Annotated in this window: 11 protein-coding genes and 1 pseudogene; 4 read left to right on the top strand and 8 right to left on the bottom strand. The window is 53.6% G+C overall.

Annotation, left to right across the window (positions count from 1 at the left end):
* Positions 1-28: 28 nt before the first annotated feature.
* The 7 genes from AC2FLO_RS19035 to AC2FLO_RS19005 form a co-directional block, all read right to left on the bottom strand.
* Entirely contained in the window at positions 29-769 is a 741-nt protein-coding gene (locus AC2FLO_RS19035; protein WP_496752005.1) for an outer membrane protein, read from the bottom strand.
* A gap of 210 nt (positions 770-979) precedes the next feature.
* Positions 980-1,735 (bottom strand): ABC transporter ATP-binding protein, encoded by a 756-nt coding sequence (locus tag AC2FLO_RS19030; protein WP_480585330.1) that lies wholly within the window; start codon positions 1,733-1,735, stop codon positions 980-982.
* Between the two features lies 1 nt (position 1,736).
* Entirely contained in the window at positions 1,737-2,585 is an 849-nt protein-coding gene (locus AC2FLO_RS19025; RefSeq protein ID WP_209598734.1) for an ABC transporter ATP-binding protein, read from the bottom strand.
* A complete protein-coding gene (locus AC2FLO_RS19020) occupies positions 2,582-3,493 on the bottom strand; it encodes an ABC transporter permease (protein WP_480545830.1) in 912 nt (303 codons plus the stop codon). Before AC2FLO_RS19020 ends, AC2FLO_RS19025 begins: the two co-directional genes overlap by 4 nt.
* Positions 3,490-4,548, bottom strand: a complete 1,059-nt coding sequence (locus AC2FLO_RS19015; RefSeq protein WP_480506613.1) for an ABC transporter permease — start codon at positions 4,546-4,548, stop codon at positions 3,490-3,492. The genes AC2FLO_RS19020 and AC2FLO_RS19015 overlap by 4 nt, the downstream gene beginning before the upstream one ends.
* Positions 4,549-6,144, bottom strand: coding sequence for an ABC transporter substrate-binding protein (locus AC2FLO_RS19010; RefSeq protein ID WP_480558694.1), 1,596 nt, complete (start codon positions 6,142-6,144; stop codon positions 4,549-4,551).
* Between the two features lie 34 nt (positions 6,145-6,178).
* A complete protein-coding gene (locus AC2FLO_RS19005) occupies positions 6,179-7,234 on the bottom strand; it encodes a dipeptidase (RefSeq protein WP_480486513.1) in 1,056 nt (351 codons plus the stop codon).
* A gap of 121 nt (positions 7,235-7,355) precedes the next feature.
* On the opposite strand from AC2FLO_RS19005, the pseudogene AC2FLO_RS19000 reads away from it, so the two are divergent.
* The 3 genes and pseudogenes from AC2FLO_RS19000 to AC2FLO_RS18990 all read left to right on the top strand — a co-directional run.
* Positions 7,356-7,547 (top strand): annotated as a pseudogene (locus AC2FLO_RS19000) (helix-turn-helix domain-containing protein); the annotation flags it as partial.
* Between the two features lie 24 nt (positions 7,548-7,571).
* Positions 7,572-8,267, top strand: a complete 696-nt coding sequence (locus AC2FLO_RS18995) for a LysR substrate-binding domain-containing protein (RefSeq protein ID WP_480623005.1) — start codon at positions 7,572-7,574, stop codon at positions 8,265-8,267.
* A gap of 296 nt (positions 8,268-8,563) precedes the next feature.
* Entirely contained in the window at positions 8,564-8,962 is a 399-nt protein-coding gene (locus AC2FLO_RS18990) for a cupin domain-containing protein (RefSeq protein WP_480585319.1), read from the top strand.
* A 435-nt stretch (positions 8,963-9,397) separates the two neighbouring features.
* On the opposite strand, the gene AC2FLO_RS18985 is transcribed toward AC2FLO_RS18990, so the two are convergent.
* Positions 9,398-10,576, bottom strand: coding sequence for an alpha/beta hydrolase (locus tag AC2FLO_RS18985; protein ID WP_496752002.1), 1,179 nt, complete (start codon positions 10,574-10,576; stop codon positions 9,398-9,400).
* Between the two features lie 112 nt (positions 10,577-10,688).
* On the opposite strand from AC2FLO_RS18985, the gene AC2FLO_RS18980 reads away from it, so the two are divergent.
* On the top strand, positions 10,689-10,925 hold the full coding sequence (locus AC2FLO_RS18980; protein WP_480585314.1) for a hypothetical protein: 237 nt from the start codon (positions 10,689-10,691) through the stop codon (positions 10,923-10,925).
* Positions 10,926-11,207 lie beyond the last annotated feature (282 nt).

Below are 11,207 nucleotides of genomic sequence, written 5' to 3'. Positions count from 1 at the left end.
AGTATCAGGGATGCGCCTGACGTTGTCTTCAGAACCTGTACGTTGCGCCCAGCAGCGGACCTGATTGGTCAAACCTGAAATCATTGCCGTTGATCTCATGATCGAAGGAAATATACCGGTAGCCGCCGCGGATCAGCCATCTGTCATTGATTTCATAATCTGCAGTCAGCAAAACTTGCCAGGTTTCGCTACCGCTCCGAAACCCGCCATAATCCACGAACCCGGTCCCTGACCAATTGTCAGAAATCCGAACTCTTGCACGGGCAGCGACGACCGGATCAGTCCAGTTGTCGTCGGTCGTCACACTTCGCCCAGCAGCGACCCCAGGTTGCAATCGGAACGTGGTTTCCGTGCTGAACCACCTGAACCCGCCTGCTAAGGCCACGCTGATCGCGGGTGTCTCATAAACATGGTAACCGACATAGCCGCTGAGAAACTGCGTGGTGGCAGAGGTATCCAAACTCGAAAACGCCGGGCCGGGAGTTGAGTTACTAAACGCCAAATCGGTGTAGTTGTAATCAGCAAGCAACAACCAGCGCCCGTTAGACGCTGAAATACTGCCCATAAACGCAAGATCCAGGTTTTCGAGAGCGTCTGAAAAACTCAACGTACCGTCGATTGGTCCACTTGGTGTTGCAAGAGAAATATCTGTTTCGGCCATGAACAGATAAGCTGTGCCCGAAAAAGACCAATCAGATTGCTGGGCTGAAACAGGCGGTGCGATCAGTAACGCTACCGCAATCGCCAAGTATTGCACCTTGCTTTTCATCAGTGACCTCGTAGCTGGAATTCATATTGCATTACCTGCATGCTTCACGGTTACACAATTTGTAGCCGTTTCCAATATCTCGATTGCTGCAGTGCCAACACGGTCCTTATCAATCAAAAGGTGCGTTCACACCGGAAAAGCTAAAGGACGCTGTCGTGCGTCCCCCGAAATGATCATACGAAGAATAATCCTGCTTCTAACGAACAGTCGCTACTGGTTTGGGGCAACAGAGGCGGTCAACAATTGCTTGGAATACTCGTGGCTTGGGTTCCCAAAACGCAGTGTTTCCGAGGACATGACCTCAACAATTTCACCATTTCTCATGACCGCCAACTGCTCGCACATATGTGCGATAACCGGAAGATCGTGAGACACCATCAGATAGGTCAATCCGCGCTGTTTGCGCAGGTCAGTCAACAGGTTGAGAACCTCGGCCTGAACGCTGACATCCAAAGCTGACGTGGGTTCGTCCAAAAGCAGGATGTCCGGCTCACCTGCCAAGGCCCTTGCGATTGCCACGCGTTGTCTTTGACCACCGGAAAGCTGGTGTGGATACCGAAACCGGAATCTTTGCCCAAGTCCGACGTCGTTGAGCAAATCGCTCACGCGTTTATCGATATCACCAAACCCATGCAGATGAATTGTTTCACTGAGGACCTGGTCGACAGTATGTCGGGGATGTAACGATGCATACGGGTCCTGAAACACCATCTGGACGGTTCGAAAGAATGACCGATCCCGCCGGGACCCGGATATCGCCTGACCTTCCACGCGGATTGTGCCCGACCATTGCGGTGCAAGTCCCGTTATTGCCCTCAGAATTGTCGACTTGCCGGACCCGCTTTCGCCCACAAGGCCAAAACTCTCGCCTTGAGAGACTTCAAGATTTGCGTCTTTCACCGCATCGACCCGGTCGTGTGCATGACCAAACCAGACATTCAGATGGTTGATTTCCAGTGCCTTCATTTCAGCCCCTCACGCTCGGGGCTTCGGACCAAGACGGATCGCGTGTGAGAACACTCAGGTGGGTACATTTTTCATCAAGGCGCGGCAGCGAGTTCAGCAAGCCCTGGGTATAGGGATGTTGGGCCTGATGCAGCTTGTCAGCCTCGCAAACTTCGACGATCCGACCTGAATACATGATGAGGACACGGTCGCAGAATTCAGACACCAGATTCAGGTCGTGGCTGATGAATATCAGACCCATCCCCCGCTCCTTGACCAATCCATCCATGATGTTCAGCACCTGCCGCTGAACGCTGACATCAAGCGCCGAAGTTGGTTCATCGGCAATCAGTATCTTGGGATTGGGAATCAACATCATCGCAATCATAATGCGCTGCCCCATACCCCCAGACACCTCATGCGGGTACGTTCGCATCACCCGCTCAGGATCACGGATTGAGACGTTATCCAACATCTCGATAGCCATCTTCTTAGCATGGGCCTTTGAGCCGGAATTGTGCTGAAGGTATGCTTCCATGAGTTGCTCGCCAACGGTGACCACCGGGTTCAGAGAAAACTTGGGGTCCTGCATCACCATGGAGATCTGCTTCCCTCGCACCTCACGCATCTCGCGCTCGCTGAGCTTCATCAGATCTCGGCCTTCCAAATTGATGTGTTTGGCCTCCACGATACCCGGATTTCGGATCAGGCGCAGAATGGCCCGTCCCGTCATCGACTTGCCCGAGCCGCTTTCGCCGACGATCCCCAGACGCTCGCGCCCCAGCGAAAACGACACGCCCCGCACGGCGTCAAACACGCCCTGACGGGTTGGGAAACGAACCCACAGATCTTCGATGTCGAGTAAGTTCATTGCCCACCGTCCTTTGGATCAAGCGCGTCCCGCAGCCCGTCACCCAACAGGTTGAAGGCCAGCGAAACCGTGAAAATTGCGAGCCCCGGCACCGTGGCCACCCACCAGTGGTCAAGGATGAACCTTCGACCCTCGGATATCATGGCACCCCATTCCGGGCTTGGAGGTTGTGCCCCCAACCCCAGAAAACCAAGGCCGGCGGCAGCCAAAATGATCCCGGCCATATCCAGCGTGACACGCACGATCAAAGATGAGATGCAAAGCGGCCAGATATGCCGGGTGATGATGCGCAGCGGCCCGGCACCCTGAAGGCGTATCGCGTTGATATAGTCGGTTGACCGGATAGTCAGGGTTTCTGCACGCGCCATACGTGCATAGGGCGGCCACGCCGTGAGTGAGATAGCCAGAACAGCGTTTTCAATCCCTGCCCCAAGCGCCGCGACAAACGCCAACGCCAGAACAAGTCGTGGAAAAGCGAGGAAAATATCCGTGATGCGCATAAGGATCACATCCGTCCATCCCCCCACATATCCCGCAACAGTCCCGACCAGAAGCCCCGCAATCGGTGCGATGAGCGCCACAAGAGCTACGATGTACAGTGTAATTCGCGCCCCAAAGATCAGGCGTGACAGAATATCCCGCCCCAAGCTGTCGGTTCCCAACAGGTGCCCTTCAGCCCCGATGGGGAGAAGTCGGCTGGACAGGCTCTGAACAAAGGGATCGTGCGGCGCGAGAAAAGGCGCAAAGACCGCTGTCAGAACAAGGACGACAAGAATCGCCAACCCGACCATTGCCATCGAGTTTGATCGCAAAGTCAGCCAGCCTTTGTAGAAGCTGGCCAATCTGGCATGGCGGCGCGAAGTCGGCTCGTCGGTCAGCAGCCACTGGCGCAAGGTCATGTCGCTCATTTCGACCTCGGATCAAAGAAACGGTAAAGAAGGTCCGAGAATATGTTCAGGCAGATAAAGATCAGCCCGACCACAACGGTTCCTCCAAGAACGGCATTCATATCGGCGCTCAGCAAAGCCGTCGTGATATAGCTGCCGATCCCCGGCCAGCTAAAGATGATCTCGGTCAGAACTGATCCTTCCAACAAGTTGGCATAGCTGAGTGCGATCACTGTGATCAGCTGCACCCGGATATTCTTGAAGGCGTGGCGCCAGATAACTTGTCTTTCAGACAGCCCTTTGACGCGGGCGGTGATGACATACTCGGCTGACAACTGTTCCAGCATGAAGGATCGGGTCATCCGGCTGATGTAGGCAAGCGAGTAGTACCCCAGCAATGCCGCGGGCAGGATGATATGGGACAACGCATTGCGGAAGACATCCCAATCCTGGGCCAAGGCACTGTCTACCAAAATCAGCCCAGTGCGTGAGGGCACTATGTCCTCGTAGAAGATATCCAGGCGGCCCGGGCCACCAACCCAGCCGAGTATCCCGTAGAAGACCAGAAGCCCCATGAGCCCCAGCCAGAAGATTGGCATTGAATACCCGACAAGCGCGACCACACGGGCGATCTGATCGATCCACGATCCGCGCTTGACTGCGGCGATCACACCAAGCGGAACACCCAGAAAGATTCCAATCAGAACGCCTAAAGTCGCCAATTCCAGCGTGGCAGGGAAGACGCGGGCAATATCCTGAGAAACCGGGCGGGCATTCAGAAGTGAATCGCCAAAATCGCCGTGCAGAACATCCCAAAGGTAATATCCAAACTGAACCAACAGCGGTTTATCAAGACCAAGCTGTTGATAGACCGCATCATAAGTCGATTGCGATGCGCGTTCACCGACGATTGCCAGTACCGGGTCGATCGGCATCACGCGACCGATGATGAAGGTCACGAAAAGCAGACCCAGCATTGTAATTGCGATAGTGCCAAGAGTTTTTAGGATACTCTTGATCCAATGGATAAGAGGCGCCGAGCGGCGCCCCTCAGTTGGTCTTTCGGCCAGTGCCATTTACTTGGTCACCTGCCAATACGACGCCGATGTAATCGCCTGACCGGTTGAGAAATTCGTCACGTTTTCACGCAGGGCCGATTGCTCAATCTGCTGGAACATGATGACAAACGGCGAAGTCTCGCGGAACTCGGCCTGGATTTCCTTGTACATGTCAGCGCGTTTCGCGGTGTCGTTTTCGATAACGGCCGCGTCCGTTTTCTCGGTCAGCCCGCCGGTATCCCAAGAATTCCGCCACGCCAGCAATCCTGTGGCATTGGCTTCGTCCGAATTATCCGGGTTATAGGCAAAGGTACCGGCGTTCGTCTGCGGGTCAGGATAGTCCGGCCCCCATGCGCCAAGGTAAACATCCAGTTCCCGCGCACGATACCGCGCCAAAATTTGTTTGGCGGTCCCCACGGTGATGTTCATCGTGATGCCAACCTGACTCAGCGCATTCTGGAGCGACTGGGCGATTTCGATCCGTTCCTGCGCTTCACGCACACCAACTTCGATCTCAAGCCCGCTTACACCTGCTTCATCCAGCAGGGCCTTGGCCTTTTCCACATCAAAGCTAAACGGCGTCTCGTCAGAGGCACCGAGATAGGTTTGGGGCAGGAAATTCTGGTGGATCGTGTATTGCCCCTTCAGGAAGCTGTCGCGCATCCCTTCATAGTCAACCAGATATTTGAACGCCTGCCGAACCTGAGGCTTGCTAAGCTCGGGATGTTTCTGGCTCAGCGAAACATACATCAGGCGGCCCTTAAGCTCGTCTGCAATCTTTACGCCGGCAACAGATGAAGCGCCGGCAACATCTTCTGGATTCAGGTTGCGCGCGACATCGATATCACCACGTTCCAGCAACAGGCGCTGGCTGGCGCTTTCCTGAACGTGACGGACAACCACACGCTCCATGGCCGGAGCACCCAAGTAGAAATCGGGGTTCGACTTCAGTGTTACGCTTTCATTGGGTTTCCAGCTGACCAGGCTATAAGCCCCAGATCCAGCAGTATTGGTCTTGAGCCATTCATTGCCCAAGTCGCCATCCTTGTCGTGTTCCATCACCGTCTTCTTATCGACAATGCCGCCGATGGTAGCGGTCAGACAGTTCAGAACGAAGGATGTCGCATAGGGTTTGTCCGTCGTGATCGTCAGAGTGTTGCCGTCCGCGACAATCGTTTGTTCGACGTTTTCCGGCGTGAACCCAAACTGGGTCAGGATAAAGGCCGGGGTCTTGTTTAGAATGATCGCCCGACGCAGTGAAAATTCAACATCTTCGGCCGTCACCGGATTTCCGGAGTGAAAGGTCAACCCTTCCCTGATATTGAAGGTAATCGATTTGCCGTCTTCAGACACATCCCAACTTTCAGCGATGTCGGGCTGATAGCCAGCATCCAGATTGAGCGGGTCGAAGTTCACCAGCTTCTGATAGACATTCCGGCTGACATCCGAACCCGCAAACTCAAAGCTTTCGGCCGGGTCCAACGTCGTGATGTCGTCGATACGATGCGCGATAACCAACATGTTCGGCGGCGTTTCGGCCATTGCCGAAGTCGAGGTCACGGCCAGCGCCAATCCTAGCGCCGCACCGGTAAGCAATCTGTTAAATGCGTTCATTTTGTCCTCTCTGTCATCAAGTCTTCACTAACGGTTACGAGCCCCAGGTCTTCTCAAGAACACGCAACCAGTTTTCGTGGCAGAGCTTCTTGATGAGCTCTTCGCCGTATCCATGGGTCACCATGGCATCTCTCAATCGAGGCAGCATCGAGATGTCCTTCACGTCGTCCGGCACGACCGCCCCGTCATAATCGGACCCAAGCCCGACCCGGTCTTCACCCATTATCCCGATCAGGTGGTCAAGGTGCTTCAGAACCTGCATCAACGGCACATCGGACAGCATCCGACCATCCTCACGCAGAAACGCAGTGGCAAAGTTCAACCCGACCATCCCGTCGCTTTCCGCGATGGTGCGAAGCTGATCATCGGTCAGATTTCGCGCGTGCGGACAGATGGCGTGGGCATTCGAATGCGTTGCGACCAAAGGCGCATCCGAATACCGCGCTACATCCCAGAAACCTTTTTCATTGAGGTGGGACAAATCCAACATGATACCCAGCGCATTGCATCGCTGCACAAGCCGCAGTCCATGATCCGTCAATCCAAGGCCAGTGTCCGGCCCCGATGGATATCTAAACGGCACACCATGGCCAAAAATGTTGGGTCGGCTCCACACGGGCCCCAATGATCGCAACCCCGCCGCATGAAACACGTCAAGCGAATGCAGATCGGCATCAATCGGCTCGGCGCCCTCGATGTGAAAAATGGCCGCAATCTGGCCTAGCGCCATGCTGTTTCGAATATCCGAAACTGATCGAACCACTTTCAACGCCCCCAAACGTTCCAGTTCCAGCAATATGGCAATCTGCCCCAGCGCTGAGGGCAGAGCATCTTCGGCGTCTATATGATTGGGAAGCGGCAGGTCATAGCTAGGCTGGACCATTTCTTCCATTTTAGCATCGGCATCGATAGGCGAAGGGACCCAGACGGCAAAGAAGCCTCCGCCAAATCCACCGGCCTTGGATTTAACAGAGTCGATTGCACCTTCGAGCCCGGTCAGGAAGCGGCCCGCTTCGGGCAGACCGCCTGACGAGGCCAGTTTTGACAGAACATCATTGTGCCCATCAAAGATAAGAGGGGAGGTGCTCAAACTCGTTTTTCCCAGGTTAGTGTCATTTCGACACACGCTAACAGACGCAATCATCATGATTGCAAAAAATCTTGATGAGTTTTACTCATAGAGCTAGTCGGAATCATGCGGGCGCCCAGCGATGAAGAAACCTCGCAACTGGCATTCTCTGCCGGAATACCAGGCGCTCCGTGCGCTCATGCAGTCTGGAACAACAGCCGCCGCCGCCCGACAGCTTGGCTTATCTCAATCCGCGGTCAGTCGCTCGGTCAGCAGCCTGGAGGATCGATTGGGCAGAACACTGTTCGAACGGGATGCAGGCAGATTGCGACCGACGCAAGAAGCCGTGAGGCTGAATATGCGATTGGATCCTTTGTTCGAGGCATTGGACAGGATCGATGGTCCGGGCGAAACTGTGCAGGAAACACTGCGCCTCGTTGCACCGCCCAGCTATGCTCATCGATACATCGTTTCCCTCATCGCCAGTTTCATTCGCGGGAATCCCGGGTTTTTCGTGAACCTTGAGGTGACAACGTCGGATATGGTCACACTTGGCGTGCTTGAGAACCGATTTGATCTTGCCGTGACCGGGATTGAACAAAGCCGCGCTGGCATCAAACTTATACCATTTCGCGAGTCACCAGCCGTTTGCGTCATGCGACCCGAACATCCTCTGTCTGAACGCACCGTTCTGACGCCTTCAGACTTGCATGAGCAAGAGTTGATCGCACTGACGTATCGACATGGGCGGCGCGGGCAGCTGGACCGGTTGCTTCATCAAGTGCGCGCTAAACCGAGGATCGTTGCCGAAGTTTCAACCTCATTCGCCGCCGCCGACATGGCGCGCGAAGGATTGGGGCTGTCTGTTATCAATCCCTTTCCCGTCTACCATTACCGATCTCCCGACCTGGCATTTGTCCGATTTGAATCTCCAATGCGGTACCGGGGCCATTTTGTGGTCTCTGATCAAAAACCGGTTCCAAGGATCGCACGGGCATTCATGCGGCATCTGCGATTGAATACCCCTCCGGACCCTTTCTCTGACCCGAGGTAATGAAATCTTTCCAAAGGTCTTCAATGGCAACACGCCATGTGACCGCCCAACAGGGAAGATTTTGGAGGGGGGGCGAGGTACGGATCTGTCATGGCTACGTGCACAGTTTGGTATGAGTAACGTCCGCAAACGTGGTTTTCTTCGTCCTTATGTATCTCAGGCCGTATCACCCGGTATGCGGTTCGTTCATAAGGCTCGTTAGAATCTCCGCCCAAAACCCGCTTCTGATTTCCCTACGTTTCCAGGCGAAGCTGGCGTATCATTCTCTCGCTCAAATCTTAGGAAGGAATACCTAGATGGCGGATTGTGCGAAACTGCGCCCCGGCGAAACCTATTCCGGGAAACAGGGGTTCGATTACTTCGAAGGCATCGCCAGACAGACGGTAGGAAGCCAAGCTATCTGCATGCATCTGCTCACGGTCCCGCCCGGAGGGCGCGCCAGGGCGCATAAACATGAGACACATGAAACCGCGATTTATGTGATTTCCGGGTCTGCTAAGATGTATTGGGGCGACAGGCTAGAACACGTTATGGAAACGCAAGCAGGAGACCTGATCTATATTCCATCAAACACTCCGCACCTTCCGTTCAACGATGGGAATGAACCCGCAGTTGCAGTTATCGCACGCACGGACCCGAACGAACAGGAAAGCGTTGTTCTGATGCCGGAACTTGAAGACCTTGTACCAGAGTGACGCAAAATACCGTTGGGGACCAGCGGCGTATTTTTTAATCCCTTTTGCTTCCAGAGTGCTTCCAGCTGTGATGGCACAAATAGAAACACCGCCCCTGGGGCGGCCTGTAAGTTATTGATATCTGAATGGAAGTGTTGGTTGCGGGAGCAGGGTTTGGCCTATATCGAACGTTAACGGAACTACTAATCCTAAAAAGCCATCTCTACGTATTTCCTGTCTGTTTGAAATAATGGCGGCTTTGGACGGAAAAAGTGACAATCAAGAAATCCGTTTCAAGGTCCGCACCGGAGCCCATTGTAGTCATCGCCGCCTGCCTTGGAAGCTGCAAGCGCATTAGACTGCTTGCAGGCCTATGCGGACACTCAATGTACGTGACACGAAAGGTTGCACCACGGGCAGCGGACTATCAGCATAGGCGGACCGGAGAATTGCAGGCTAAGTTCGAATGAAGTCGTCGATACTTGCTATCATTCTGTCAAAATCCGGCTCTGTCGCAAAGAGCAGGTGATTGGGGCTGTTCAGTTGCACAAAGGATGCCCCTGGGATTTCAGACGCCAGTAGTTTTCCCTCAGAAAGTGGAGCTATGGCATCCCTGTTGCTGTGAAGAACCAATGTGGGCACAGAAACTTTGGGTAGCAAACTGGCAACGTTTATGTCGTCAAACAAGGCACGAAACTTGGCGATGTTTTCAGCCGGCCCGCATATCCTTTGAAATTCGTTGAACCAATGCATTTCTTCTTTGGTGGCGTCCGGCATGAACATGGAAGTTAATATTTGCCGGATCGCAGGGTTTTCGTTTCCCCAGCTATTTCGTATCAAATTGACGAGAGCTTTGCTTTCTTCAATTTCCGACTCATTGCCGCGCTGCCTGCGTCCTCTTGAGTAACCCCCACTTAACAAAAGATGGGAAACTCGCCCCGGGTGCCGAAGAGCATATGCCACCGACACAGATGCACCTTGTGACAAGCCTAATATGGCCACCTTTTCGTAACCGTAAGTATCGATCACGACTTCCATGTCGTCGACCATGCGCTCAAAACTAATGTCAACATCTACCCATTCAGACAACCCATTTCCGCGCTTGTCATAACGGATGACAGAAAAACTGTCTGAAAGATGCCGTATGTAGTCTCCGTAGGCCGGATTGCTCCAGTCCTGTTCCAGATGTGTCATCCAGCTTCCGGAAATCAGCAATGGATAACCTTCGCCAGAAACAGTGTGTGCAATTGAAGTGCCGTCGTTCGAGTGGCAGAACTTCACAGGTGGCAGTTTATTGGACCGTGCAGGAGAAGGTTTTGTGGAAGACGTCGGAACGGGCAGAGTGGAGATGCCTCCAATGAGACGAAATCCGCGCCGGCCTACAGTTTCGATGTAAACTGGCTTTTTAGCATCGTCGCCAAGAGCCTTTCTGATCTCAAATATGTACTCTCGTACCAGGTCAGGGTTCACGAACGAGCCTTGCCAAACAGCCTGAAGTATTTCCTCTCGAGACAACAACACCCCTGTCTCAGATATCAGGTAGTCCAGAACCTCGGTTGCTTTTGGCGACAGTTTTGAGTGGTTCGTTCCCGATGACAAAATCCCGTCCTTCAGATTCAACACCCAAGGTCTCATGCATGCCTCCAACACCGCCTGCAAAATTCAACGATACGTCAACGATAAGTCCACGGTATCGCGGTTCGCGTACAGATAGGCTTGAACATGAAGACAAACCGGAAAATGGACAATGCCACAGATATCCACAAACAGACTGGGAAGAGCCACGACTATTGATGATAACACGACTAGCGCGGAAGCCGCTTATCTATTGCTGCAACTAGCAAACGATCTAGAGGAAGAAATTTGCCTCGCGCTGTTAGAGGAAAATGTTGCTTTAGCCGAGCGCTTGGTAGCACCACAGGCACAGCTCAAGAGATTGTCGCAAATCTTTGGTTTACCGACACCTAAAATATCCGCCAGTTAAGAGCAGAAAACATGCGCTCTCACATTGAGCCTGCTGTTTGCGAATTCGTAGACACCTAGGAGCAGCGGAACACTTGGCTGAAGGGCAGTTGCTTCAGCCACAGGTTATCCGGGGCTTGATCGAACGTGTTATGATCCAACATGAACGGGATGGTGTGCAGATCGAACTGGAGGGTGCCCTGGCAGCAATGATTGGGCTGGCCCTGAACGCAGAAAGCGCCCCTTTGGGCGCTAAGTGCTTGATATCTGACTGGAAGTATTGGTTGCGGGAGCAGGATTTGAA

This window comes from Ruegeria sp. TASC047 (genome assembly GCF_059612445.1).
This window is presented reverse-complemented; position numbering and strand designations above follow the sequence as displayed.

Bases quoted from the DNA above. Each gene is read 5' to 3' on its own strand.
- AC2FLO_RS19035 (WP_496752005.1), bottom strand. From the start codon at position 769: ATGAAAAGCAAGGTGCAATACTTGGCGATTGCGGTAGCGTTACTGATC.
- AC2FLO_RS19030 (WP_480585330.1), bottom strand. From the start codon at position 1,735: ATGAAGGCACTGGAAATCAACCATCTGAATGTCTGGTTTGGTCATGCA.
- AC2FLO_RS19025 (WP_209598734.1), bottom strand. From the start codon at position 2,585: ATGAACTTACTCGACATCGAAGATCTGTGGGTTCGTTTCCCAACCCGT.
- AC2FLO_RS19020 (WP_480545830.1), bottom strand. From the start codon at position 3,493: ATGAGCGACATGACCTTGCGCCAGTGGCTGCTGACCGACGAGCCGACT.
- AC2FLO_RS19015 (WP_480506613.1), bottom strand. From the start codon at position 4,548: ATGGCACTGGCCGAAAGACCAACTGAGGGGCGCCGCTCGGCGCCTCTT.
- AC2FLO_RS19010 (WP_480558694.1), bottom strand. From the start codon at position 6,144: ATGAACGCATTTAACAGATTGCTTACCGGTGCGGCGCTAGGATTGGCG.
- AC2FLO_RS18995 (WP_480623005.1), top strand. From the start codon at position 7,572: ATGCGATTGGATCCTTTGTTCGAGGCATTGGACAGGATCGATGGTCCG.
- AC2FLO_RS18990 (WP_480585319.1), top strand. From the start codon at position 8,564: ATGGCGGATTGTGCGAAACTGCGCCCCGGCGAAACCTATTCCGGGAAA.
- AC2FLO_RS18985 (WP_496752002.1), bottom strand. From the start codon at position 10,576: ATGAGACCTTGGGTGTTGAATCTGAAGGACGGGATTTTGTCATCGGGA.
- AC2FLO_RS18980 (WP_480585314.1), top strand. From the start codon at position 10,689: ATGCCACAGATATCCACAAACAGACTGGGAAGAGCCACGACTATTGAT.